At 41.3% G+C, this 25431-nt stretch carries 21 protein-coding genes and 2 pseudogenes; 6 read left to right on the plus strand and 17 right to left on the minus strand.

The features are described from left to right. The first annotated feature begins 7 nt into the window (after positions 1-7). On the plus strand, positions 8-325 hold the full coding sequence (locus tag SORDD05_RS06650; protein ID WP_061418826.1) for a DUF960 domain-containing protein: 318 nt from the start codon (positions 8-10) through the stop codon (positions 323-325). A 46-nt stretch (positions 326-371) separates the two neighbouring features. Here SORDD05_RS06650 and folK read toward each other — a convergent pair whose 3' ends face one another. From folK to SORDD05_RS06680, 6 genes are all read right to left on the minus strand, one after another. Then, positions 372-1184 (minus strand): 2-amino-4-hydroxy-6-hydroxymethyldihydropteridine diphosphokinase, encoded by an 813-nt coding sequence (folK, locus tag SORDD05_RS06655; RefSeq protein WP_061418226.1) that lies wholly within the window; start codon positions 1182-1184, stop codon positions 372-374. Positions 1185-1226: 42 nt separating this feature from the next. Next, entirely contained in the window at positions 1227-1781 is a 555-nt protein-coding gene (folE, locus tag SORDD05_RS06660) for a GTP cyclohydrolase I FolE (protein WP_061418228.1), read from the minus strand. Further along, positions 1762-3084: a bifunctional folylpolyglutamate synthase/dihydrofolate synthase gene (locus SORDD05_RS06665; RefSeq protein WP_061418231.1), complete on the minus strand. Its 1323-nt coding sequence runs from the start codon at positions 3082-3084 to the stop codon at positions 1762-1764. Before SORDD05_RS06665 ends, folE begins: the two co-directional genes overlap by 20 nt. 1 nt (position 3085) lies before the next feature. Continuing rightward, on the minus strand, positions 3086-4030 hold the full coding sequence (gene folP / locus SORDD05_RS06670; protein ID WP_061418234.1) for a dihydropteroate synthase: 945 nt from the start codon (positions 4028-4030) through the stop codon (positions 3086-3088). 103 nt (positions 4031-4133) lie between these two features. Continuing rightward, positions 4134-4841 (minus strand): CPBP family intramembrane glutamic endopeptidase, encoded by a 708-nt coding sequence (locus SORDD05_RS06675; protein ID WP_061418237.1) that lies wholly within the window; start codon positions 4839-4841, stop codon positions 4134-4136. Positions 4842-4901: 60 nt separating this feature from the next. Next, on the minus strand, positions 4902-6320 hold the full coding sequence (locus tag SORDD05_RS06680; protein WP_000359243.1) for an NCS2 family permease: 1419 nt from the start codon (positions 6318-6320) through the stop codon (positions 4902-4904). A gap of 185 nt (positions 6321-6505) precedes the next feature. Between SORDD05_RS06680 and SORDD05_RS06685 the strand changes: the two genes are divergently transcribed. The 4 genes from SORDD05_RS06685 to SORDD05_RS06700 all read left to right on the plus strand — a co-directional run bounded on the left by SORDD05_RS06685 (position 6506) and on the right by SORDD05_RS06700 (position 10398). Then, the gene (locus SORDD05_RS06685; protein WP_000162367.1) at positions 6506-7318 is read left to right on the plus strand and encodes a Cof-type HAD-IIB family hydrolase; all 813 of its coding nucleotides are present in this window, start codon (positions 6506-6508) and stop codon (positions 7316-7318) included. Between the two features lie 276 nt (positions 7319-7594). Further along, complete coding sequence (locus tag SORDD05_RS06690) at positions 7595-8584, plus strand: PTS sugar transporter subunit IIB (protein ID WP_061418240.1); 990 nt, start codon at positions 7595-7597, stop codon at positions 8582-8584. Between the two features lie 75 nt (positions 8585-8659). Then, positions 8660-9472, plus strand: a complete 813-nt coding sequence (locus tag SORDD05_RS06695) for a PTS mannose/fructose/sorbose transporter subunit IIC (protein ID WP_061418243.1) — start codon at positions 8660-8662, stop codon at positions 9470-9472. Between the two features lie 14 nt (positions 9473-9486). Beyond that, a complete protein-coding gene (locus SORDD05_RS06700) occupies positions 9487-10398 on the plus strand; it encodes a PTS system mannose/fructose/sorbose family transporter subunit IID (protein WP_061418245.1) in 912 nt (303 codons plus the stop codon). A 57-nt stretch (positions 10399-10455) separates the two neighbouring features. Here the strand turns inward: SORDD05_RS06700 and SORDD05_RS06705 are convergent. From SORDD05_RS06705 to SORDD05_RS06750, 10 genes and pseudogenes are all read right to left on the minus strand, one after another. Beyond that, positions 10456-12683: pseudogene (locus tag SORDD05_RS06705) on the minus strand (HAD-IC family P-type ATPase). 155 nt (positions 12684-12838) lie between these two features. Beyond that, positions 12839-14173, minus strand: a complete 1335-nt coding sequence (gene pepC, locus SORDD05_RS06710) for an aminopeptidase C (protein WP_061418250.1) — start codon at positions 14171-14173, stop codon at positions 12839-12841. Positions 14174-14283: 110 nt separating this feature from the next. Next, positions 14284-15006 carry a pseudouridine synthase gene (locus SORDD05_RS06715; RefSeq protein WP_061418253.1) on the minus strand — a complete coding sequence of 241 codons (723 nt, stop codon included), beginning with the start codon at positions 15004-15006 and terminating at the stop codon, positions 14284-14286. A 117-nt stretch (positions 15007-15123) separates the two neighbouring features. After that, positions 15124-15942, minus strand: a complete 819-nt coding sequence (locus tag SORDD05_RS06720; RefSeq protein WP_223804946.1) for a hypothetical protein — start codon at positions 15940-15942, stop codon at positions 15124-15126. Continuing rightward, the gene (locus SORDD05_RS06725) at positions 15939-16382 is read right to left on the minus strand and encodes a hypothetical protein (RefSeq protein WP_061418258.1); all 444 of its coding nucleotides are present in this window, start codon (positions 16380-16382) and stop codon (positions 15939-15941) included. Before SORDD05_RS06725 ends, SORDD05_RS06720 begins: the two co-directional genes overlap by 4 nt. Positions 16383-16772: 390 nt before the next feature. Continuing rightward, positions 16773-16862, minus strand: a pseudogene (locus tag SORDD05_RS10050) (GlsB/YeaQ/YmgE family stress response membrane protein); the annotation flags it as partial. Positions 16863-16891: 29 nt separating this feature from the next. Continuing rightward, positions 16892-18133, minus strand: coding sequence for an aminopeptidase (locus SORDD05_RS06735; RefSeq protein WP_061418261.1), 1242 nt, complete (start codon positions 18131-18133; stop codon positions 16892-16894). 21 nt (positions 18134-18154) lie between these two features. Further along, complete coding sequence (locus SORDD05_RS10055; protein ID WP_000776617.1) at positions 18155-18307, minus strand: hypothetical protein; 153 nt, start codon at positions 18305-18307, stop codon at positions 18155-18157. A 20-nt stretch (positions 18308-18327) separates the two neighbouring features. Beyond that, positions 18328-18606: a type II toxin-antitoxin system YafQ family toxin gene (locus SORDD05_RS06745; protein WP_061418263.1), complete on the minus strand. Its 279-nt coding sequence runs from the start codon at positions 18604-18606 to the stop codon at positions 18328-18330. Continuing rightward, positions 18599-18862: a type II toxin-antitoxin system RelB/DinJ family antitoxin gene (locus SORDD05_RS06750; protein WP_061418266.1), complete on the minus strand. Its 264-nt coding sequence runs from the start codon at positions 18860-18862 to the stop codon at positions 18599-18601. Before SORDD05_RS06750 ends, SORDD05_RS06745 begins: the two co-directional genes overlap by 8 nt. A 193-nt stretch (positions 18863-19055) precedes the next feature. Between SORDD05_RS06750 and SORDD05_RS06755 the strand changes: the two genes are divergently transcribed. Then, positions 19056-20843: an NACHT domain-containing protein gene (locus tag SORDD05_RS06755; protein ID WP_231077323.1), complete on the plus strand. Its 1788-nt coding sequence runs from the start codon at positions 19056-19058 to the stop codon at positions 20841-20843. Between the two features lie 113 nt (positions 20844-20956). Here the strand turns inward: SORDD05_RS06755 and SORDD05_RS06760 are convergent, their stop codons facing one another. After that, positions 20957-25348 (minus strand): PolC-type DNA polymerase III, encoded by a 4392-nt coding sequence (locus SORDD05_RS06760; RefSeq protein ID WP_061418270.1) that lies wholly within the window; start codon positions 25346-25348, stop codon positions 20957-20959. Between the last annotated feature and the right edge of the window lie 83 nt (positions 25349-25431).

Raw genomic sequence — 25431 nt, forward strand, 5'->3', positions numbered from 1 at the left:
AATGTTTATGGCTTTTACAAATACTCAGAGACGTTCTGCCAGTTTTGGCGTTGTGACCAGCTTGCCTGACGATGTTATCGACTCTTTATGGTTTATTATCGATCATTTTTTGAAAAACGTCTTTGAATTAGAAGAGGAACTCGAATTTCAACTACTAAACAACGAGGGGACCATTACCTTCCATTTCTCTAGTCAGCACCTGCCGACTAGTATCGACTTTGATTTTAATCATCCCTTCGCCCCTCTTTACCCTCCTCGGGTTCTTGTTTTAGACATGGACGGGAAAGAAACCATCCTCCTTCCTGAAGAAAATGACCTATTTTAAAAACTCTAGCTTCTCGGCGCAAACTGCTGAGGAACTAGAGTTTTTTCTATTTGTTCAATTCTTGATACAAGTAGCGTATCGGCTGTTTGAGTACTGGATGAATAAAATGGGGAGCTATTTCTTGCAGAGACTCAAGGACAAAGAGGCGTTCTGCTACATAAGGGTGAGGCAAGATGAGGTCGTCTGTATAAATGACTTGGTCCTCCACAAAGAGCAAGTCCAAATCAATCAAACGTGGTCCCCAATGCACCTCTCGAACCCGTCCCATCTCTGACTCAATGGCTAATAATGTTTCTAACAAGACTGGTGTTGGTAGCCAGGTTTCCACCTCAACCACTTGATTGACAAAACTATCCTGTTCCACACCACCCCAAGGCTCCGTCGTTAAGACACTAGACTCTTTGAGAATATGGATGCCTCGAGTCCGCAGTTTATGAATAGCTTGTTCCAAGTTCGCTTGCTTGTCCCCCATATTGCTTCCTAGGGCGATAAAGGCCCGCTGCTTACGACGGTGAATGATCACCGAGCAGGTATCCAACGGTAAATGCACTGGAGCCCAAGGTTTTTTGAGTTCCAACTCAATTTCTTGGACAAGAGGATAGGTCTCAAAGGTACGCTCTACTAGTTTGTAGGCTACCGTTTCAATCAAGTCCTCAGTGGTTTCCTGAAACCAAGTCGTCCACTGCTGACAAAGTTCCCCATAATGAATAGAAGCTGTCAAGTCCAAGTCTGTCGCTGCCTTGGTCATATCATAGGATAAGATTGCGGAAATAACAAACTTCTGCCCCAATTCTTTCTCACTAGGAAAAAGACCATGATAGGCAAAAATTTCCAAATCTTTAATCTGCAGTTGATCCATAACTAGTCCTTTCTAGAAAAATCCGCATGAAGCGGATTCTTTTTATAGTCCCATTAAACGATAAGCCTGGTCTCGGAGGTCCTTATCTGTTTCAAATAGACCACGAGCTACTGTCGTCAAGGTTGCAGTGCCTGGTTTTCGAACACCACGCATGCTCATACACATATGCTCTGCCTCAATGACAACAAAGGCTCCCTTAGCCCCCAGATACTCCATCAAGGCATCGGCCACTTCGATATTCAACCGTTCTTGAATCTGTGGTTTTTTAGAGTAGACTTCAACCGTACGGGCTAGCTTAGACAAGCCTGCCACACGACCATCTGGAATGTAGGCAATATGCGCTCTCCCATAGAAGGGCAAGAAGTGATGTTCACACATGGTGTGGAAAAAAATATCCTTTTCCACTACCATATTGTCATCAATAATCTCAAAGGATTTTGACAAATATTCCTCCGCTGTTTGACCAAGACCTGAAAAAATCTCTTGGTACATACGGGCTACACGAGCAGGTGTTTCCTGTAATCCCTCGCGGTTAGCGTCCTCACCAACAGCCTCGATAATCATTTTTACAGCCGTTTCAATCTTTTGTGTATCCATTCTCGTTCTTCCTCTCCATCAGGTAGGCTCTCACTTGGTTCAAGAAATACAAGGAACCCGTGACAATCCTAACTGTTTGTTTCTCTTCATTTTTATCTGTCAATTTCTGCTCTAGAAAATCCTGCCAACTTTGGTAATTGAGATTTCTAGACTTGGCTATCTCTTTCAGCACGCTTTCATCCGTCGCCCGACTATCGTCAAAATGGGTTAAAGTCAATTGACTATCTGGCAGCGTTTCTAGCAAATCCAGCATATCGTCCAAGGCCTTGGTTTTGATGCAAGTAAAGAGGATTTCCTTATGATAATCCGCAAAGCGTTCTTGCAAGGTTGCTAACAAAGCCTTGATAGCATGAGGATTGTGGGCCCCATCTAAAAACAGCAAGGAGTTACTAGACACGACCTCCAAACGCCCTGGCCATCTAGTTTCTTTCAAAGCTTGAGCAACCAAGTCATTACTTGCTAATTCTCGCCCAATCTCCTGACAATAAGTATCTAGGAGAGTAAGTGCCATCCCCGCATTTTCTACCTGATGTAAACCAAGCAGACCTGTTTGAAAGCGACCTTGTCTGACAGGACTTGTATAGTCAAAGACATCGCCTGTCACCACACTTTCTTGATGACGAACCTGATAATCTTTTCCATAGGCAAGTCTAGGCGCATTTTTAGCTTCTGCAATAGGATCAATCACAGCCAAGGCTTCAGGAACAATATGACCTGTCACCAAGGGAATACCTTGTTTGATAATACCAGCCTTCTGCTCTGCTATGGCTTCCAAGGTGTCACCAAGTAGGGCTACATGATCCAGTCCAATAGTCGTAATTCCTGTTAAAATCGGCTGGCAAACATTGGTACTATCCAAAAGACCACCCATGCCGACTTCCATGATAGCCACATCTACTTGTTCTGAGGCAAAATAATCATAAGCTATGGCTGTGATAATCTCAAACTCAGTCGTTCCTTGTAATGCAACGCTCCTCTCCCCCTCAAGCAAAGAGCGATAAACTGCCATGAGGGCTTCTAGCCTCTCTTCTGGGATGGATTCCCCATTGATGCTAATCTGGTCTGTGTAATGAATGAGATAAGGCGAGCTAAAAACTCCAACTTTCAACCCCATCTTTTCCAACATATTTTTCAAAAAAGCAATGGTCGAACCTTTACCATTTGTTCCGCCGATATGGATAACCTTGAGTTTGAGATGGGGATTGCCACGCAAAGCTAATAGTTTTACCATTCGCTCCAAACCAAAATGCGGTTGGTCGGTCCGATAGTGGGCAATCCACTGATTGTTTTGAATTTCTTTCATCTTATTTATATTGTTTTAAATCTAGATTTTCCGCATCATCTGCCAAACGAATGGCTGACGCAATTTCAACCGCCATCCTGTGACTGGCTACATCGTGCACGCGCACCACTTCGACACCCTGTCTTGCAGCGATACTGGTTACATGAGCCGAAACTGTGTCCCGATTACGGAAACCAAGTTCGGTCTCAGGATTGACTTCAAAACCATTTTCTTCTAGGATATTGATGACAAATCGCTTACGCGAAACTCCAAGAAAAATTGGATAGCCTTGCTGGTGTAGTTTATCCAGATCCCGTAGAAGGAGCAGATTTTCCTTCTTGGTCAGACCAAAGCCAATTCCTGGATCCAGCAGGATATTTTCTTGTGCAATACCAGCTTGATTCGCTCTCACTAGTGCTCGTTCAAAGAAAGCCTCCATCAAGTCTTCAATTGGCATTTTTTCAAAGTCAGCTAACTCTTCCTCTGTAAAAGCCTGACCAAAGCCAAAATAAGGGAATATGAGCGAGCTAGGGTGCTGAGGTCGAGCCATGACTGGATTAAACATGATAACCACCTTCGCTCCAGCTTTAGCAACCACATCCGCCATTCTCTCATCTCCCATGAGACCAGTGATATCATTGACCAGATTGGCACCAGCTTCCAAAGCTGCCTCTGCCACCTGACTCTTCCAAGTATCGATGGAGATGAGGACATCACTTTCCTTACGGATAGCTTCGATGACTGGAACAACACGCTGGATTTCCTCTTCTATCTCGACATAGCTACTGCCAGGACGAGTCGATTCTCCACCGATATCTAGCATACTCGCTCCTTCAGCTATCAATTTACGGGCTTGCTGGAGAGCCTGGTCAACAGCAAAAAACTGCCCACCATCCGAAAAGGAATCTGGGGTTACATTGATAATTCCGCAAATGGCTGTTTTTGCCTGACTAGCTTTATTGGACATAAGGTCACTCCTCAAGGTTTTTCACCACATTATTTCTCTATTTTACCATAAAAAGAAAAAGATGGATACGCTAGCATTTATCTTTTCCAAGTAAGGAAATGGTTTAGAAAGGCAAGCCTACATTTCGACTAATCAAAACCAGTAAAGCCAGCAAACAAAAGGCAATACCATTGACAATCATATGAAGCAAGATCGACATCTCTAAGCGTTCTGTTCTGTAAGCTGTCCAAGTTAAAACTGTCGACATTCCTCCATAGATAAGGAGAGAAGGCATATTGGTCGGTGTGTGGAGCAAGGCAAAGACGACTGCACCTACAAGATAACCCAACTTCTCCTTCCCACGGAAGATCTTTTTAGGGATAATTCCACGACACAATATTTCCTCACAAATGGGAGCAATCAGAACCAGTAAGAAAAAACTGGAAATCAGCGAGCTATTCTGAACCAGATTATTAATAGTTGATTGGTTGCTGGTCGTAGATTCATTCATCAGACGAAGCAAGGCAGAGCCGAATAAGTTACTTGTGAAAATAACCAAATAACTCAAAACCAAGCGGGCTAGATCTTTTGCCTTGAAAAAAGAAAGATTGAAGGTCGCAATCTCTGTTTTTCGCGCACTAAAGATAAAAACAGTTAGAATAGCAACCGACAGCAAAGCCACCAAGAGTCCTGACTGGAGGAGTGGGAATTGTCTAGCAGATAAAAGGGCAGATAAAATTAAAGGAAGTTGGGATAACACCAATCCTATTAAAAAAATCAACACCCATATTCCTCTATCCAGAATTTCTTGCCAGATACCTTTTTTCTTCATGATGTACCTCCTTATAATAAAAAGGGGAGACTCCCCTTTTTCTATTATACCATTTATAGCTTATAGCGCCATGCTGATATAGTTCAGGATAAACAAGGCATCCAAAATCCAAATCATCACGTGCACATCCTTGGCTTGACCTTTGACAACTTTTGTCAAGGTATAAGTCAAGAAACCAACAGCAATACCTTGTGTGATAGAGTAGCTGAATCCCATAAAGATAGATGTGAAGAAGGCAGGAACCGCTTCAGCCATATCATCCCAAGGAATGTTTTTCAAGTTAGAAAGCATCATGATTCCGACGATGATCAAAATTGGCGCTGTTGCAGCTGTCGGAACAATCGCTAGAAGTGGGCTAAAGAAGCTAGAGAGAGCAAAACAGATCGCAACAACTAGGGCCGTCAAACCAGTACGTCCACCAGCACCGATACCCGCCGCAGACTCGACATAGGTCGTAACGTTTGAAGTACCTGCAATGGCACCTACTGAAGTCGCCACCAAGTCAGAGTAAAGAGCCTTATCCAATTTAACTGACTCATGATTTTCCCCACTTGTCGCAACAATACCAACTTTTTCACCAGTACCGATAAGAGTACCAATTGTATCAAAAATATCCGTTAGTGAGAAGGCAAGAATAGCCATCAAGGTTTCCGGTAAACGTGAAGTGTTTGAAATCAAAGATCCTAAACCTTCTGAGCCCAGAGCGGCACCAAACAAAGTCCCAAGGTCATTAACTGCTGATGAAAGATTGTTGCTAGCGAAGTCAATCCCTGATAATTTCACAACACCAACAGCAATGGCAAGCACAGTCGTTGTTAAAATAGAAAGAATAATTCCACCTTTGATGCCTTTAACAACAAAGAAGATGGTAATAGCCAGACCAGCAAGAGCCACCAATACTGCTGGAGTATTGAAGTCTACCAATCCTGGAACGGCTGCTGAGTTTGCAGTAAGTGCAGCTTGAGCCTTGTCTGCTCCTTCACCTGCTACAGTATAAGTACCTGGGTCAATTGAGAATTTCAAGAGACCAGCATTCTTAATCCCAACATAGGCAAGGAAAACACCAATACCAGCGGAAATAGCTGAACGAAGTGTTGTAGGAATAGATTCGATGATCATTTTACGAACATTTGTCAAGGTAATAATCAGTGAAATAATTCCACAAATGAAGACCATACCAAGAGCTTCTTTCCAAGTATAGCCCATCCCAAACACAACTGTAAATGTGAAGAAGGCATTGAGTCCCATACCTGGTGCTTGTGCATATGGCAAATTAGCATAGAAAGCCATCATCAAAGTACCAACTACAGAACCGATAATTGTTGCCAAGAACACACCTTGAACAGGCATCCCTGTTTGTGAAAGCATTTGAGGGTTTACAAAGAGAATATAACTCATTGCAAAGAATGTTGTTAAACCAGCAAGCACCTCTGTACGGACATCTGTCCCGTGCTCTTTTAGTTTAAATAGTTTGTCCATGTTTAATCTCCTTTTGTTTTTTACGAACAATGAGAGTATTATATCATTTATCATTCACCTTTTCAATATGTTTGTTTGATTTATTTAACAAAATGAAATTTCTATTTTTGTTTTGAGCCTGTTTTTCTTCTTTCTTTTTGATATAATAGTAGACATCTTATCTGGAATGTACTAGGAAGGTTTATATGACTAAAAAAATTATCGCAGTCGATTTGGACGGAACCCTGCTCAACTCAGAGAGTAAGATTTCAGATTTTACTCGAAACACAATTAAACGAATTGCTGAAAAAGGCCACCATGTCATCATCACTACTGGGCGCCCTTACCGTATGGCAAAAGAATTTTATCAGGAACTAGAGTTGCACACACCTATGATCAACTTCAATGGTTCCCTTACCCATCTACCTGGGCAGACTTGGGAACACGAAAAGTGCTTGACCTTGGACAAAAAATACCTCTTAGACATGGTCAAACGCAAAGAGGATATCCAAGCCGACTTTATTGCAGGAGAATACCGCAAGAAATTTTATATCACGGCTCCTAATGAAGAAATTGCCAATCCCAAACTTTTTGGTGTAGAAAATTTCCAACCAGAAAATCAATTCAAATCTGAATTGGTGACCAAGGACCCTAACTGTATCCTCTTGCAAACAAGAGTCGATGATAAATACGCGCTAGCAGATGAGATGAATCGTTTTTACCAACACCAACTAGCAATCAATACCTGGGGAGGCCCTCTCAACATTCTCGAATGTACACCAAAAGGGGTCAACAAAGCCTTTGCCTTAGAATACTTGCTCAATGTTATGAACCGTGACAAAAAAGACCTGATTGCCTTTGGAGATGAACACAATGACACCGAAATGTTGGCATTTGCAGGCAAGGGATATGCTATGAAGAATGCCAATCCCGATTTGCTACCATATGCTGATGAGCAACTCTCTCTGACAAACGATGAAGATGGTGTTGCCCATACCCTACAAGATTTGTTCCTATGACACTCAAAAAGTTAGCTTGTGCTAGCTTTTTTGATTTTCACAATTTTTCAATTAATCGGCCTATTTTCATTTTTTTATATTAAATTACTCCCTTATCTTTTTAAACATTTCTACAAAAGGTTTATATATTAACATTTTGTAAGCGAGTTTTCATTGAAAACCAATACATATTTATAAGAAATGGTTGATTTTTGTTTGAAAACGGTTTATACTTAAAGTTAGGCTTAAAGTTTTCTTAAACAAATAGTCAAACATTTTAAAGGAGGAATGACAATAATGAGTATCGGAATCATTATTGCGAGCCACGGCGAATTTGCTGCGGGTATTCATCAGTCCGGATCTATGATCTTTGGTGAACAAGAGAAGGTTCAAGTTGTAACCTTTATGCCAAACGAAGGTCCTGATGATTTATACGCTAAGATCAATAACGCTGTTGCTGCATTTGACGCAGAAGATGAGGTTCTAGTATTGGCTGACCTTTGGAGTGGATCTCCATTCAACCAAGCTAGCCGCGTGATGGGAGAAAATCCAGAACGTAAATTTGCCATCATCACAGGACTGAACTTGCCGATGTTGATCCAAGCCTACACAGAGCGCCTTATGGACGCTACTGCAGGTGTGGAAAAAGTCGCTGCGAACATCATTAAAGAAGCCAAAGATGGCATCAAGGCTCTTCCAGAAGAGCTTAACCCAGTTGAGGAAGTTGCAACTGCTGCAGCTGCTCCTGCTGCCCAAGCTGCTATTCCAGAAGGAACTGTTATCGGTGACGGTAAACTGAAGATCAACCTTGCTCGTCTAGACACTCGTCTCCTTCACGGTCAGGTTGCCACTGCTTGGACACCAGATTCAAAAGCAGATCGTATCATCGTTGCTTCAGACAATGTCGCAAACGACGATTTGCGTAAAGAATTGATCAAACAAGCAGCTCCAAACGGAGTAAAAGCCAACGTTGTTCCAATTCAAAAATTGATCGACGTTGCAAAAGACCCACGTTTCGGTGACACTCATGCCCTTATCTTGTTTGAAACTCCACAAGATGCACTTCGTGCAATCGAAGGTGGCGTGCCAATCAAAACCCTTAACGTTGGTTCTATGGCTCACTCAACAGGTAAAACAATGATTAACAACGTTTTGTCTATGGACAAAGACGATGTTGCAACCTTTGAAAAAATGCGTGACCTCGGTGTTGAATTTGACGTACGTAAAGTACCAAACGACACGAAAAAAGATTTGTTTGACTTGATTAACAAAGCAAACGTTCAATAATTTTAATCTGTTTCTATCATTTTTGAAAACAGGATTAAATACTTTATTAAAACTAAATAGAAAAGGAATAAAACCATGTCAGATATTTCAATCATTTCTGCTATCTTGGTTGTAGTTGTTGCCTTCCTTGCAGGTCTTGAAGGTATCCTCGACCAATTCCAATTCCATCAACCAATCGTCGCATGTACCCTTATCGGACTTGCAACTGGTAACCTCGAAGCAGGTGTTATGCTTGGTGGATCTCTTCAAATGATCGCCCTCGGTTGGGCAAACATCGGAGCTGCTGTAGCTCCTGACGCTGCTCTTGCATCTGTTGCCGCAGCGATCATCTTGATTAAAGGTGGTAACTTTACTACTGAAGGTATCGCCGTTGCAACTGCAACAGCTATCCCTCTTGCCGTAGCTGGACTTTTCTTGACTATGATTGTTCGTACAATCTCAGTTGGTTTGGTTCACACTGCTGATGCTGCTGCTAAAGACGGAAATATTGCGGCTGTTGAACGTGCTCACTTTATCGCCCTTCTTCTTCAAGGTCTTCGTATTGCAATCCCTGCTGCATTCCTTATCGCTATCCCAGCTTCTGCCGTTCAAGATGCTCTTAAATTGATGCCAGACTGGTTGAATGGTGGTATGGCTGTTGGTGGTGCTATGGTCGTTGCCGTTGGTTACGCTATGGTTATCAACATGATGGCGACTCGTGAAGTATGGCCATTCTTCGCTATTGGTTTCGCTCTTGCAGCGATTTCACAATTGACTTTGATTGCCCTTGGTGTCATCGGTGTTGCCCTTGCCTTCATCTACCTTAATCTTTCAAAACAAGGTGGAAACGGTGGCGGCGGAGCTGCAACTTCTAACGACCCAATCGGTGATATCCTAGAAGACTACTAGAAAGGGGAACAATCATGGCTGAAAAAATTCAATTATCAAAATCAGATCGTCAAAAAGTTTGGTGGCGTTCACAATTCCTTCAAGGTTCTTGGAACTACGAACGTATGCAAAACTTGGGTTGGGCTTACTCATTGATCCCAGCTATCAAAAAATTGTACACTACTAAAGAAGACCAAGCTGCTGCTCTTGAGCGCCACCTTGAGTTCTTCAACACTCACCCATACGTAGCCGCTCCAATCATGGGGGTTACTCTTGCACTTGAAGAAGAGCGCGCTAACGGTGTTGAAATCGACGACGCAGCTATCCAAGGGGTTAAGATCGGTATGATGGGACCTCTTGCTGGTATCGGTGACCCAGTATTCTGGTTTACAGTTCGTCCTATCCTTGGAGCCCTTGGTGCATCACTTGCTGCATCTGGTAACATTGTTGGCCCACTTCTCTTCTTCTTTGGATGGAATGCTATCCGTATGGCCTTCCTATGGTATACACAAGAGTTCGGTTACAAAGCTGGATCTGAAATCACTAAAGACATGTCTGGTGGTATCTTGAAAGACATCACTAAAGGAGCTTCTATCCTCGGTATGTTCATCCTTGCCGTTCTTGTACAACGTTGGGTGTCTATCAACTTTACTGTGAACCTTCCAGGTAAACAATTGGCAGAAGGTGCTTACATCAACTTCCCAGAAGGTCCTGTATCAGGTGCTGAATTGAAAGGTATCCTTGGTCAAGCACTTGGTGGATTGAGCTTAGATAAGATTCAACCACAAACTCTTCAAGGCCAGTTGAACTCATTGATCCCAGGATTGATGGGACTTCTCCTTACTTTCCTTTGCATGTGGTTGCTTAAGAAAAAAGTATCACCAATCGCAATCATCCTTGCTCTCTTTGCAGTAGGTATTGCAGCTCGTTTCTTCGGTATCATGTAAACCATCGAGAATATAAATAAAAAAGAATCAGGATTAAGTCTTGATTCTTTTTGTGTATCAACTTTTTCTCTTAGTCAGATAATGCAAGCCCCAATCACTACTGCTAGGATGGCAACATAGAGCATTTGAGTGGTTTCTAGAGGCACGAAAGCTCCTTGCAGGATAAAGGTATTGACAAGTACGCCAACAAGGGCTGCAAGGCTCAAAAACGTGAGCAAGAGCAACTTGTATCGATTCAAAGGCAGACTAACCTTGGCAACCAGACATAGACCATTGATCAAAGCAAGGAGGAAGCAAATAAATTTGACCTGACTCGGGACAGTGATAAAGAAGTTAGTCAGGAGAACACTAGTAACCAGAATGCCTCCACCAATCGCAGCATTGGTCAAAATATCTCGCATAAAATGTGTGCTGACCTTTTCTTTATTGGACTCAAAAGTTAGGAAGAAGGATGGAATCCCAATCGTAATTGCTGAAATAATCGTGAACTGAATGGGGATAAAGGCAAATTCCAAACCAAATACCACACTCAAAATGGCAAAAACGATGGAGAAGAAGGTCTTTGTTAGAAAGAGAGAGGCTACCTTTTGGATGTTATTGATGACACGGCGACCTTCCATCAAGATATCATAAAATACCGCAAAATCATCTGTCAGGAAAACAATATTGGATACACTTTTAGCTGCGCTGGTAGCACCATTCATAGCAAAACTGATATCTGCTTTCTTGAGAGCCAGAACATCATTGACCCCATCACCACTCATGGCAACGGTCTTGCCAGCATTTTGCAAAACGGTCACCATCTTCTGTTTCTGTTCAGGTGTAACGCGTCCAAAGATATCATGTTCCAAGACCACTCTTTCAAAGTCATCATCGCTCACCTTGGTCATATCAATCGTCCGCGCTTCCTCCTTAAAACCTGCTTTACGAGCCACCCCATATACAGCCACATGATTATCACCACTGATAATCTTCACTTCAACACCTTGAGATTCGAAATAGTCAAAGGTTTCCTTGGTATTATCCTTAATCTCATCTGATAGAACGACGTGTCCTAGTAGTTCCATATTGGCTGGACTTGTAATCTGGTCCTTGCTATGAGCAAGCGATAAGATTCGAAAACCTTGCTGTTTTAGATTTTCATAGTAAGGATCCACCGCTTGGGTGAAGCCGAGAAACTCATAAGCCCCGAAGAAATAGGTCCCACCGTCTTTTACTTGGACAAAGGAATACTTGTTTTTGCTTGAAAAGGCACCAACTTCTTGAACTTCCCACTTTTTCTCACACGTTAAGTAAGTCTTCAAAGCTCGTGAGGTTGCATTTTCATCCTCAAAATAAGCTAGATAAGAAGACAGTTTCTCTGCTAGCTTATCATCTATTTCTTGGACCTTCATATTACCAGTCGTGATGGTTCCTGTCTTATCAAAACAAAGAACATCTACTCGCGCCAAGGTCTCTACACAGTATAGCTCCTGCACTAGAACCTTCTTTTTGGCCAGCTTCATGGCCGCTACTGCAAGGGAGACACTGACCAGGAGAATCAAACCCTCTGGAATCATGCCAACCAAGGCACCTGAACTTCCTAAAACAATCTCAACATAAGACCGTCCTAGACTAAAACCTCTGACATAGAGGAGAATCGCAACTGGCACCAGCAAGATGGAAACGATTTTTAAAATCTTATCCATGTAATCGCGCAGTTGAGAAGGGTATTTTTTGAATTCCTTGCTGGATTTTGCGAGTTTGTTAATATAGCTATCGGGCCCCACAGCTGTCGCCGTGACCAGACACGTGCCACTGACGACATTGCTTCCGCTCATCAGCTGGTCACCAACGGTTTTAAAGACCGAATCACTCTCACCCGTCAGCAAGGACTCATCAACTTCAATATTCCCTTCAAGGACTTCTGCATCGACAGGCACCTGATCACCTAGATTGAGATGCAGATACTCCCCTAGAACGATGTCTTCTGGATCAATCTCGATCGTTTGACCATCTCGGTTGACTCTGTACTTACTTTTACCAAGCAAACTTAGCTTTTCTAAGGCATTTTTTGAACGCACTTCTTGGAAAATCCCAATGGCTGTATTGATAGCAATCACACCTAAAAAGAGCATGTTCTCAAATCGCAAGGTTGTGGCTACCAGAACTGCCAGAGTCAAGTTCATGGCATTAAAAAAGGTGAAGATATTTGAAACGACGATTTCCTTGGTTGTTTTATAAGGTTTAATATCGCTGATGTTTCGTTGACGATTCTTGATGTCTTGGCTACTTAAATACTTCATTTCTACTCCGATATCCTTTTGTACTACTATAGTAACACATATCTTTTTCTCTGTCACTTAAAGACTCAGGATGCTTGGTAAACATCGTCTGTTACCACTTTAAGAACTTATTTGAAAAAAAGGTTAGGATTTCCCTAACCTCTTTTCTTTATACTTTATTCTGCCAAGGCTCCCATTGGATCCCATGGTGCTAACACGATTGGTTCTGCTTCATAGGCGGCTTGTTCTTCTGCTGTCAGCAATTCCTTACGGACAACGATTTGGTAAGTGTATTCATCCATCCAAGCATCTGAAGCAACAAAGTAACCATCTGTACCGACCTTGTCTCCCCAAGAGTTTTCAACCTTCCACTTGGTTGATTTGCCATTTTCGTCCAAGTCCACACCTGTCAAGACCATGGCGTGGGTCATCAAGCTTTCGCTGTAGTCCAAGCGTCCAGCCTTGTCTTGAGTGAGTTGAATATCCATGCTTGATTCAAAGTCATAAACATCTGTCGCAAGAATTCCTGCTTTGCGGTTGCTGAGTTGGCCGACATCAGAACCAAACCAAACAGTCTCACCTGTTTGCATTTGAGCAATCGCTAATTCTTTCAAGCGCTCCATTGGAACGTTGATGTAGCGAACTGCACGGCTGCCAACCACATTTCCCAACATCTCAACTGTGTAAGATTTGCCGTATGGTTTATCAGCAGTTGGGGCATTGATAACAGAAACATAATCTTCTAGCGGAAGATTGACATATTTCTTGTAAAATTCCTGTGGCGTGATTCCCTTTTCACTTTGGTAGTTATCATCCTTGTCGCGATAAGCAAAATCAAATTTACGTGGTGGAAGCCCTAGTGACATAGCAAGGAAGTTAAAGATTTCTTGCAAGAGGTCTTCTTTCTTAGCTTGAATAGTCGCTTGGTCTGCATCAGAAGCAAGCAAGTCACGCAAGATTTGAGCATCTTGACGAAGCAATTTGTTAAGGATGGCATTGAGCTCACGGCTATTGCTAGATGAAACAGACTCAGGATAAACTGACTTGGGCACGACACCGTATTTCTCAAAGAGGGACACTACCATATCCCACTGTCCACCGTCTTGTTGTGGTGTTTGGAGTAGGAAGCTAACCTTGCGGCTAGTTAAGTCTTGGTCTGCAGTCGCAATGACTTGCTCCAAGAACCAGTTTGATTTCTCATACTTGTCCCAGAAGAAGGTGTGGGCTTGTGACAGTTCAAAGTTTTCGAGCTTGTATTGAGAGATGAGTTTGTGACGGAAGGTATTAAGGGCTGCAAACATCCAGCAACGACCAGAGGCCTTCTGATTGGTCACCTTGTCCTTGGTTAAATCAAGTGAGAAAACAGGTGTATTGTCTACATGGCTCTGACGACGTTCTAGGGCTGCAAAAATGCCGTTGTGGCTAGCTGCGTTTTCAATAGCTTGGTATTTTACATTTGCTTCATAGTTGGTAAATAATTGTTCCGTAAATGATTCTTGAATCGCGTTCATAGATTCCTCCTTTAATTCTACTGTCTATTATAACTCTTTTCACAAAGGAAGCAACTGAAAAATGAAAAAGCAAGCCAAATAGACTCACCCTTTTACTAAAATAAATTAACTTAAGCAACGCTAGCAAGAAGCTCCTCTAACTCCTCCTTGGTCAAGCGACGCCATTCTCCCCGTTTCAGCTTCTCGTCTAAAATCAATGTTCCCATCGTCAAACGTTGTAGGTCCACCACTTCCTTGCCACAGTAGGCCACCATTCGTTTGACCTGATGGAACTTCCCTTCTGCAATGGTCACACGAACCAGACTTTGATTCTTTTCTGGATCTACCGACATAATCTCCAGCTTAGCGGGCTGGCAGGTAAAATCCTTGAGCGGAATGCCCTTGGCAAATATCTCCACATCTTCTTGGGTCATAATACCCTCGACTTGCGCCAAATAGGTCTTTTCCACATGACGTTTAGGTGAAAGAAGAGCATAGGCAAGCTGGCCGTCATTGGTCAAGAGCAGAAGACCATGCGTGTCAATATCCAAGCGCCCTACTGGAAAAACTTCCTTGGTCCGCGCCAAGTCATCTAGCAAGTCTAGAACCGTTCTATGCTTGGTATCCTCAGTCGCTGAAATGACTCCTTGGGGCTTGTTCATCATGTAGTAGACAAACTCCTCGTAGTCTAACTTTTGCCCATCAAAGCGAATTTCGTCTCTTTCTTCATTGATTCGCAGTTTAGCTGACTTTTCCATTTTGCCATTTACCGTCACGCGCCCAGCCTTGAGCAAGTTTTTGACCTCTGTTCGACTCCCTACAGCGCAGGCAACTAAAAATTTATCTAATCTCATAGAACTATTATATCATACTCAAAAGGAGGCTGGCCCAAGTGACCAACCTCCTTTTTTCTAATTTTTCAAGAAACTAACTTCCTCGTCTCCAGAAAATAGCCAAAACAATCATAGCCCCTAAAATAGCTGGGACACTCTATCACACAAATCCATTAATTGTGTTGCAACCGTTATTCCAGTAGGTATTTTATGTAGAATTGCTTGTATTGAAATCCAAGCTTTCTTAATTTTTATCCTTTTGGGATTGCTTGAGGACATTTCTGACTGAATTGTTTCAACATCGTCAATAACTACTTCTTTATCATCATTTGACAAGAAGTTAGATTTTATGAGTTCGCTTAAAACATCTGAACAAAGTTTTTCTATTGAATCATTATCCATTGATATAGTATTTACTGAAGAAATACTGCCATTTCCTACTGCAGATGTAGTCCCATAGTTATTTTCAATATTCTGTGTAATTTGCGGCATATTTTGACTTAATCCTGTGAGTTCTATTATTTTTTGAGATAATTGGTCATTTATATAGTCAACTAATGGTTTAAATACTTTATTTAGGAAAGCTCGTATATTATCATTAAATTTTCTTGAAGAGGTGAATAAAAACATACGAGATACCCCTGCTAAATTCATATCCTCTTCAATAATAGTATTTAAATAGTCATAAATAAGCTTCAAATGTTCCGCTTCATTTATGGGAGCATTTATACTATTCCATCCTGTATTTTTATCTTTGATAATGAACTCTCTACTATAATTTTCGGGTAAACCAATCCATAAATTATTTAGAATTTCTTGTATAGCATCATTTTTATCAATAAACTCTTTAAACCTAATAAGATACAGCAAATCATCATCGTATTTAGAATTCAGCATATTTGATGAACTTCTTCTAAAATCTAAGCTAATTTTTCTGTATTTCTGTAAATCACTCAATATATATCACCTCCACAATAGGCACAAAAGACTTTTGAAGCACCAGCATTATATAAGACTTTTTCATGTCGTTCACATATTCCACAAGAAAATACTTCCTCGACAGAATCCTGCTCTTCCGGTTTCAAGATAGACTTGTGTTTTATTTTTTTGAAATCAACCTTAAAACTTTTTGAACTTTTTACTGACCCAAGACTTTTATTTATAGCGTTAATCATCCATTCCTCAGCAATATTCTGAATATAGGCTAGAGTTTCTTTCGAGTAAAATTTGTCTGCCACATCAACTAAACCACAGTATGGGCAAAATAATTCCTCAAGACTAAAACTCTCATCTTTCACATCACTAGCCAATAGCTTAAACTGTTCTTCGCAGAATGGACATTCATAAGTAAAATATCCATCCGAATCGGATTCGAATTCAATTATAAAACTTTCCATATTATACCTCTTTAGATTTCTATATATGTTTATCAAAGATTGAGAAATAGACAATTCTATAATCCTATTATAGCACACCTCAAACATCACAACAATGAAAACCCGTGTAACCACTATATCTACACATCATTCTGCACTCCAATAACCAACTTTGCCTCTTGATCCTAGCTATTTCACATCACTGGAATCTTGTAAAAAACACTTGACACTTCCTCTATAGCGAGTAATGATGAACTCATCAAATAAAGCATGGAAGATTTATATAGAGAAATTCGATAAAAATATAGAAACTATCTAGCTTACTAATTTTGTGAAACTATGAGATTATATCATACTCAAAAGGAGGCTGGCTCAAGTGACCAACCTCCTTTTTTCTAATTTTACAAGAAACTAACTTCCTCGTCTCCAGAAAATCGCTAAGACAATCATAGCTCCTAAAATAGCTGGGATAATGGCCGTTCCTGCTATAATAGGAGACCAACAAACATACTTCCAAGCATAACTTCTCCTTAAATTGCCCAGTCTCCATTACGGAAGAGGGGTACACGTGTTCCATCCTCACGGATACCATCGATATCCATTTGACTAGAACCAATCATAAAGTCAACGTGAACATCTGAACGGTTAAGTCCTGCAGCTTCAAGCTCTTCTTCGCTCATCTCTGCCCCACCAACAACGCTGGTCGCATAGGCTGCACCGATAGCCAAGTGGTTTGACGCATTTTCATCGAAAAGGGTATTAAAGAAGGTAATGCCTGACTGAGAAATTGGACTTGGATCTGGCACCAAGGCACACTCACCCAAGGCACGCGCGCCCGCATTTTCAAAGACAAGGTCTTTCATGACCTGATCACCCTTTTCAGCAGTAATGTCTACGATTTGACCATCCTTGAAGGTCACTTTAATCCCTTCGATGATATTTCCATTATAGCTAAGCGGTTTTGTAGAGGTTACATAACCATCTGCACGACGGAAGTCGGGGGCTGTGAAGACTTCCTCTGTCGGCATATTTGGCAAGAATTCTTCGCCCTGTGCATTGATAGCACCAGCTGATTCCCAAACGTGATTCTTAGGCAAACCAAGTGTCAAATCTGTCCCTGGCGCTGTGTAATGAAGGGCTGAGAATTGTTCTTTATTGAGCATTTCTGCCTTGCTCTTGAGGATGGCTGCATGTTCTTCCCAAGCCTTAACGGGATCTTCTTCGTAGACACGACAAGTTTTGAAAATTTGGTCCCAAAGGAGATCAACTGCTTCTTCGTCGCTCGCAGCATTTGGAAAGACTTTTTTGGCCCACTCAAGTCCAGCAGCGGCTGCCACAGTCCAGCTGACTTTATTGGATTGCGTTGCGATGCGCATTGGCTTCATGGCAAGTCCCATAGCTTTGGCAGAAGCTGAAAGTTTGTCAGCATCGACTCCGTTCAAAGCACCTGGATCAGAAGAGCGGACACCAAGACGGCTAGCCTTGTTTTCCAAGAGGTAGTTCATCTCAGCAATCTTGTATTCTGGCACATTGTCCAGACGCTCCATCGGGGCGTGGAGGAATTTCTCACGATTGATGACATCATCTGTCCACTGAACGATAACTTCGTGTGCTCCAAGTGCATAGGCTTCTTTCACGATCAAATGCGCCAACTCACGTTGCTCTACATCGATAGAGAGAGCCAAAGTGTGACCAGGTTGCACGTTGATTCCATTCGCAACCAATAATTTCGCATATTTTTCTAGATTTTCTTTAAAATTTGGTAAAACCATTTTGTTTTCTCTTTTCTATTTTTATTTTTCTTTCAAAGCAGAGAATAATCCTGCTAAAGCAATGGCACCAGACAAGAGTGCTGTCGATAGAATAATTGTTTCATCTGCCAGCTCTAACTGATAGTCAAAAACCTTTTCAGCAGGTTTATCTTCCGCAAAAATTCTAAGTTTCATCTTGAACTCCTTAAAATTTATTAAAATAAATCGCTATGACTGCCTGTCCTCAGCAAGTTTAAAATCAATTCCGACTTGTCTACTTTATAGACCAAAAGCCAATCTGGTTGGATATGACACTCACGAACTCCTTGAAAGTGCTTGGATGCTGCCAGTTGATGATCTCGATATTTGTCAGGAAGTTCTTTTTCTCGAACCAGAAAATTCAAAACTTCTTCTAACAATTCTGCCCTCAAACCACGCTTCATAGCCAACTTAAAATCTTTTTTAAACTGTTTATGATAACGAATCTTAAGCACGCAAGTCCTCCATCAAGTCAGAGACTGATTCAAAAGATTGGCTCATATTACGATTTTGATTTAAATCCGTTAATCCCTCAAGTAACTTCCGATTCTCGTCTAGCCTAACATCAAAAGGTAAACCCTGATATTGAATAGCCTGACGAAGGAAAATATTGATAGCTGTGGTCATATCCATTCCCAGATTATTAAATACCTGTTGGGCCTGCTCCTTGACCTCACTATCCAAACGAATGCTCATGCTCGTCTTTGACATATTTCCACCCTCTTTCTATTTATTATTTTAACAAAAATGGCAAGCGATGTAAATACAAAACACATACAACGGACATACAATATCCTTCAATAGACAAATAGAATGAGGTTCCCTCTTCAAATATATTGACATAAAAAAGCCAGTGTGCTACTCTTTATAAAAATACCCAAAAATACATAGGAGCAAAAAGATAATGGACGAAATCTTTAACAATGAAATTGCAAAACAAGTTACTAGTGCTATTCTGGATAAATACCTTTTACCTATTATTTCCAAAACGACTGACAAATTTAAAACGCTCTACAATGAGGTAAAAATTGATCTAGAAATTCCTTTCCAAGCTTATTTAACAAATTCTTATGAAAAATACAGTAAAATCAAAACGATTATCTACGGAATTGAACCCAAAAAACTGTATGATTTTTTTGAAATCCCATTTTTAAGAAAAGGCTCAGACATCATCAAGCCCACTACAACAAAAATACTGACTAATCTCTCAAAATTTTTAATCATTGAAGGTTCTGGTGGAATTGGTAAATCCACTCTCATGAAACACCTTTTTCTAAGTGAATTAGAATTAAAAGACTATATTCCTATTTTTATTGAATTAAAAGATTTCAACGAAGAGGGGCATTTAGACCTTGAGAAATTACTGCTAAAAAAACTAAATCAATTTCACAATACATTCCAAGAAGAATATTTAGATTATGCACTTCAATCTGGATGCTTTTTATTCCTATTGGATGGCTATGATGAATTGTATAGCGAAAACCAAAAAGAATTTTTCAAGAAGTTAAATGATTTTTGTGACAAATATCCTGAAAACCATTATATCCTTTCTTCCAGACCTTATAGCGAATCGGAATTCATTGAATTTCAACGTTTCACAGTTTTAAAAGCTGTTCCTTTTACTAAGGAACAAGCTATAAGTCTTATTACTAAAATTGAATATCCCGATGAAGAACTCAAAAATAAATTTATTCGTGATCTAGAGAGTGGTTTATATGATAGACATAAGTCCTTTGCTTCAAATCCTCTGTTACTAAATATTATGCTCTCCACTTACAATGACTATGCAGAAATTCCGCAAAAATTACACCTATTCTACTATCAAGCCTTTGATACCATGTTCTCAAAGCACGATGCTACGAAAAGTTATCGACGAAAAATGTTATCAGATTTAAGTTCAGATACTTTTAAAGAGTGTTTTGCAATCTTCTGTCTTCTGACATACCAAAAAGCAAAAACAGAGTTTACCTTCCCAGAGATTGAAGAAATTTTTAAAAAATTTCCTCCTCGAATTAAAAACGTTCTCAATATAGGCAATTTTATCCACGATTTAGAAAACTGTCTGTGTGTACTATACAAAGAAGGAAACAGATACAAGTTTTCCCATCGTTCTTTTCAAGAATATTTTGTTGCTTATTTTCTAAATATACAAACGGATAGTAAGATGCGTGACTATAGCTTTCATCTAATAGACTCAGGAAAATTTAGGGCCAGTGCAGATTCTGTATTTTTTATGTTAGAGGATATGAATACCCTACGCTTCAATAGCAACATATTGATTCCATTATTAGATAAATTTGAAGAATCTAAATCTGATGAAGAAGACTTATTTGAATATTACATTCTCAATTCTCCCGTAAAAATTGAAATTTCTCCTAGCCCTAGCGACTCATCTCTTGGATTAGGATTCTACGAACCAACAGGTAAACTTCAGAGTTTTATTTATTATTTTTTCGACAATACTATTGATTATACAGTCTACAGTACAAGTGATAATAATCCCCTAATATCATTCTGCGAAGATAATCATTTAATAGAAAAGGTTATAGGACCAGAAGACCTCATTAAAAACAAAGAATTATTGGACTTATTTAAAAAATCTTGGGTCGGCCAACGTATACTTTCTCTCGCTCATTACAAGCAGAAACTGATAGAAGACCTAAAAGAAGATGAGATAGTCTTAGAGGATTAGTAATCTAGCCGTTGTATATTTATGTTCACAATTAAAAAATAACAGGATTGTCTAATGTCCTGTTATTTTTTAATTATCAAACATCTCTGTTAAATTGGGGCTAATCTACCTTCTTAAAACAACTCATCAAACAAACTCAACTGGTTATCCTCTGGCATATTGCCGAGAATCCCCATTTCATCCATCTTTTCAACCAAGGTTGATGAAAGTCCACCGCGTTTGCGCAGTTCTGTCTTAGAGAGGAACTCACCCTCTTCACGCGCACGCACCAACTGCTTAGCAACGTTCTCTCCCAGACCATCCATTGCTACAAATGGCGGAATGAGGGTATCCCCATCAATGAGGAACTCTGTCGCCTGACTACGGTAGAGGTCTAATTTCCCAAATTTGAAACCACGTTCCCACATTTCATTGACAATCTCAAGAGTTGTATAGAGATCAATTTCCACATTAGAGGCTTCGTTATTCTTGCGTTTTTCAGAAATTTCTTCCATTCTGCGCTTGATAGCATCCAAGCCCGCTCCCATGGTCTTGATATCAAAAGCCTTAGCACGAATGGAGAAGTAAGCACAGTAGTAATAAATCGGATGGTGAACCTTGAAGTAGGCTACACGCAAGGCCATCATAACGTAGGCTGCCGCATGGGCTTTAGGGAACATGTACTTAATTTTCCCACAGGACTCGATATACCACTCTGGGACCTTATTGGCCTTCATAGCTTCGATATAGCCATTTCGCTCCTCTTCAGAAATCTTGAGCCACAAGCCTTTACGCACCCGTTCCATGATGGTAAAGGCCATCTTAGGTTCAAGACCAGCATGCATGAGGTAAACCATGATGTCGTCCCGACAACCGATAACAGTTGATAGGTCCGCAATCCCTTGTTTAATTAAATCTTGGGCATTTCCCAACCAGACATCGGTACCGTGGGACAGTCCAGACAGCTGAAGCAACTCCGCAAAAGTCGTCGGATGCGTCTCATCTACCATCCCACGTACAAAGTTAGTTCCAAACTCTGGAATTCCCAGCATGCCCGTCGGTGTTCCAATTTGCTCAGGCGTCACCCCTAAAACTTCCGTTCCAGAAAAGAGAGCCATAACGCTTTCATCATCCATGGGAATTTCATTAGGGTCAATACCAGACAAGTCCTGCAATTTTCGAATCATGGTCGGATCATCATGACCCAGCACATCGAGTTTGAGGACGTTCTCATCGATATCGTGGAAGTTAAAGTGAGTTGTTTGCCATTCAGCCGTCACGTCATCTGCTGGATACTGGACAGGCGTAAAATCATAGACATCCATGTAGTTAGGAATAACAACGATTCCTCCCGGGTGTTGTCCTGTTGTCCGCTTGACACCAGCCGCACCCTGAGCGAGGCGTTCCACCTCTGCATCACGATAAAACTTCCCATAGTCCCTCTCGTAGCCCTTGACAAAGCCATAAGCAGTCTTAGCAGCAACTGTACCAACCGTTCCTGCGCGAAAGGCATACTCCGAACCAAAGATATCACGCACATCCAAGTGGGCGCTAGGCTGGTCTTCTCCCGAGAAGTTCAAGTCAATATCGGGAACCTTGTCTCCATCAAAACCAAGGAAGGTTTCAAACGGAATATCCTGCCCATTTTTGCTGAGTTTATGACCACACTTTGGACAATCCTTATTAGGCATATCAAAACCTGAACCGTAAGAACCATCCGTGATAAATTCACTGTACTGACACTGACCACAGACATAGTGAGGGGAGAGAGGATTGACCTCCGTAATCCCGATCATGGTCGCAACGAAACTGGAACCGACAGATCCACGAGAACCCACCAAGTAGCCCCGTTCATTGGAACGTTGTACCAGCATCTGGGAAGCCAGGTAAATCACGGCAAATCCATTCCCCAGAATGGAAGTCAATTCTTTTTCAATCCGCAAATCAACGATATCTGGCAGCGGATTTCCATAAATCTCAAAAGCTTTCTTATAGGTTAACTCAGCGACCGTTTCTTCAGCCTTGTCGATGAAAGGCGTGTACAAGTCACCCTTAACAACCTCAACAGACTCAAATATTTCTGTCAAGGCATTGGTATTTTCAATAACCAGTTTACGAGCCAGTTCCTCTCCCAAGAAGGCAAATTCATCCAACATCTCATTAGTTGTTCGAAAATGAGCTTTGGGAAGTGGAGCTGGTTGGGCATGTTCGCCGTGACCGATGGTTCGGTTAATCATAGCCCCCTGTCCCAAACTACGGACGATGATTTCACGGTAAATCTCTTCTTCCGGTTCGATATAGTGGACATTTCCCGTAGCTAGAACAGGCTTGTCAAGACGGTCCCCAACCTCTATCAAACTCTTGATAATAGTCTGGAGTTCCTCCATATCCTTGACCTGCTCCTTGGCAATCAAGGGAGCATAGATAGCTGGTGGCATGACCTCGATAAAGTCATAATACTTGGCCACTTCAACCGCCGCGTCCACACCTTGGGAAACGACTGCGTCAAAAACTTCCCCCTCGGAGCAAGCCGATCCTAAAATCAAGCCCTCCCGATGGGCATCTAGAACTGTTCTGGGAATCCGTGGCACCCCTTCAAAGTACTTGGTATTGGACAAAGAAACCAGCTTAAAGATATTTTTTAGACCTACTTGATTCTTGACATAAATGGTCGCATGCTTGATCCGAGCTTTTTTATAAGAGTCTGGACTAATCAAATCAATGTTTAGTCTAGCTAGATCGGTCACACCATGTTTTTCTGCCACCTCTTTGATAAAGATAAAGAGCAGGCGACCGGTAGCTTCCGCATCGTAGTTGGCCATGTGGTGGTGTTCCAGTGCCACACCAAAACGCTTGGTCAAAGGTCCCAAACCATGGCGTTTATACTCAGGATAGAGATTTCTAGCAAACTCGAGCGTATCGATGACTGGCTGGCTAATCGTAGGCAGACCATGACGCTCATAGTTGGCATTCATAAAGCCAACGTCAAAAGTGGCATTGTGGGCAACTAAGACCGTATCCTTACAGAATTCTTGGAATTCTTGCAAAACTTGTTCCAGTGGTTTGGCATTTTTGACATGATCATCTGTAATACCTGTCAACTCAGTAGTAAAGGCAGATAAGGGATGCCCAGGATTGATAAATTCATCAAATTCGGCAATAACATTTCCCTTGTACATCTTAGAGGCCGCAACCTGAATCAAGTCATTATAGATGGCTGAAAGTCCCGTCGTTTCCACGTCAAAAACCACGTAGATTGCTTCTGACAAGTCCATTTCCACTTCGTTATAAACGATAGGAACGCGGTCTTCAACGATATTGGCTTCCATTCCATAGATTAGCTGAATTCCAGCTTTCTCAGCTGCCTTATAGCCATGTGGGAAGGACTGGACATTCCCATGGTCCGTGATAGCAACCGCCTTGTGTCCCCACTTAGCAGCTGTCTCAACGATTTTTTCTACCTCTGGCAGAGCATCCATGGTCGACATGTTAGTATGAGCATGAAACTCAACCCGACGCTCACCTTCTGGCATCAAATCCTTCCGCTCATAGTGAACAACTTCCTGCACATCCTGCACGTTCATGGTCAAATCTCGTGTAAAGTTATTCATCTCTACATTTCCACGAACACGGAGCCAAGAATTTTTCTTGATGAGGTCAAATTTCTGAGCCTCTTCCTCATTTTTAACCCATTTTTGCATTGAGAAGCTTGAACTATAGTCCGTCATTTTAAAGTTGATCAAAACACGACCCGTTCTGGTCACTTTTTGCTCGACATCAAAGACTACCCCTTCAAAGACCAAACGATTTTCCTCAGTTGTCACGTCAATCATCTGGGTAACTTCTGCCTTATCTAGTTTTGGCTTGGCTGCAGCCTTTTTAGCCTGAAAATCAAAGACTGGCTTCTCTTCTACTGGAGGAGGAGCCATTTGTTCTAGTTGTTCCATAGCACGCAAAGCCTCTTCATTGGCAGCCTGGACGATTTGTTCATTCTCCGTATAGAAGGCTTCCTCCTGCTCTTGTGTAAGGGCATCATTCTTTTCTATTTGGCATACAAAGGCTGGGAAACCAAACTTTTCAAGTTGCTTTGCTAGATTAGGAAGATGATTCTTCTTAAAGTGTTCCTTATCAATCGCCTCTGAACCTTCAATAAAGAGCTGATTTCCTTCCGCACGAACTTGCAGATTCTGATAAAGAGACTTAAACCCTTGGCTAGCACATGGACCTTCAGAAAAAGCCTCCTTATAGTAAGCCTGCAAAAGTTCATTTGAAAACTCTTGCGAGAGAACCTTGATTTCGAAAACAGCTCGATTCCCTGTCTTAGAAAATTCTTCACTAAGCCCTTTCTTTAACTCCAAAAAGATTTCAATCGGTAAAATATTAGAAAATACAAAATGAAATTCCCAAATCTTACTAATTTTATGAACCACAACACGCTCAATTCTGGCATCAACAAGAGCAGGATCCCGTCTCAATTGATCAGAGATTCCTAGTTGATTCATTAAAATTTCAAACTTACTTGACATTCATTTTCCTCACATTATTCTCTTACTATTTTACCATAATTAAAGAAAATATATAGTCAGTACCATCTCCCTTGCGACTTAGA

Origin of the sequence: Streptococcus oralis (assembly GCF_001578705.1) — a bacterium.
GTDB classification, from domain to species: Bacteria; Bacillota; Bacilli; order Lactobacillales; family Streptococcaceae; genus Streptococcus; species Streptococcus oralis_J.

Bases quoted from the DNA above. Each gene is read 5' to 3' on its own strand.
- SORDD05_RS06650 (WP_061418826.1), top strand. From the start codon at position 8: ATGGCTTTTACAAATACTCAGAGACGTTCTGCCAGTTTTGGCGTTGTG.
- folK (WP_061418226.1), bottom strand. From the start codon at position 1,184: ATGGATCAACTGCAGATTAAAGATTTGGAAATTTTTGCCTATCATGGT.
- folE (WP_061418228.1), bottom strand. From the start codon at position 1,781: ATGGATACACAAAAGATTGAAACGGCTGTAAAAATGATTATCGAGGCT.
- SORDD05_RS06665 (WP_061418231.1), bottom strand. From the start codon at position 3,084: ATGAAAGAAATTCAAAACAATCAGTGGATTGCCCACTATCGGACCGAC.
- folP (WP_061418234.1), bottom strand. From the start codon at position 4,030: ATGTCCAATAAAGCTAGTCAGGCAAAAACAGCCATTTGCGGAATTATC.
- SORDD05_RS06675 (WP_061418237.1), bottom strand. From the start codon at position 4,841: ATGAAGAAAAAAGGTATCTGGCAAGAAATTCTGGATAGAGGAATATGG.
- SORDD05_RS06680 (WP_000359243.1), bottom strand. From the start codon at position 6,320: ATGGACAAACTATTTAAACTAAAAGAGCACGGGACAGATGTCCGTACA.
- SORDD05_RS06685 (WP_000162367.1), top strand. From the start codon at position 6,506: ATGACTAAAAAAATTATCGCAGTCGATTTGGACGGAACCCTGCTCAAC.
- SORDD05_RS06690 (WP_061418240.1), top strand. From the start codon at position 7,595: ATGAGTATCGGAATCATTATTGCGAGCCACGGCGAATTTGCTGCGGGT.
- SORDD05_RS06695 (WP_061418243.1), top strand. From the start codon at position 8,660: ATGTCAGATATTTCAATCATTTCTGCTATCTTGGTTGTAGTTGTTGCC.
- SORDD05_RS06700 (WP_061418245.1), top strand. From the start codon at position 9,487: ATGGCTGAAAAAATTCAATTATCAAAATCAGATCGTCAAAAAGTTTGG.
- pepC (WP_061418250.1), bottom strand. From the start codon at position 14,173: ATGAACGCGATTCAAGAATCATTTACGGAACAATTATTTACCAACTAT.
- SORDD05_RS06715 (WP_061418253.1), bottom strand. From the start codon at position 15,006: ATGAGATTAGATAAATTTTTAGTTGCCTGCGCTGTAGGGAGTCGAACA.
- SORDD05_RS06725 (WP_061418258.1), bottom strand. From the start codon at position 16,382: ATGGAAAGTTTTATAATTGAATTCGAATCCGATTCGGATGGATATTTT.
- SORDD05_RS06735 (WP_061418261.1), bottom strand. From the start codon at position 18,133: ATGGTTTTACCAAATTTTAAAGAAAATCTAGAAAAATATGCGAAATTA.
- SORDD05_RS10055 (WP_000776617.1), bottom strand. From the start codon at position 18,307: ATGAAACTTAGAATTTTTGCGGAAGATAAACCTGCTGAAAAGGTTTTT.
- SORDD05_RS06750 (WP_061418266.1), bottom strand. From the start codon at position 18,862: ATGTCAAAGACGAGCATGAGCATTCGTTTGGATAGTGAGGTCAAGGAG.
- SORDD05_RS06755 (WP_231077323.1), top strand. From the start codon at position 19,056: ATGGACGAAATCTTTAACAATGAAATTGCAAAACAAGTTACTAGTGCT.
- SORDD05_RS06760 (WP_061418270.1), bottom strand. From the start codon at position 25,348: ATGTCAAGTAAGTTTGAAATTTTAATGAATCAACTAGGAATCTCTGAT.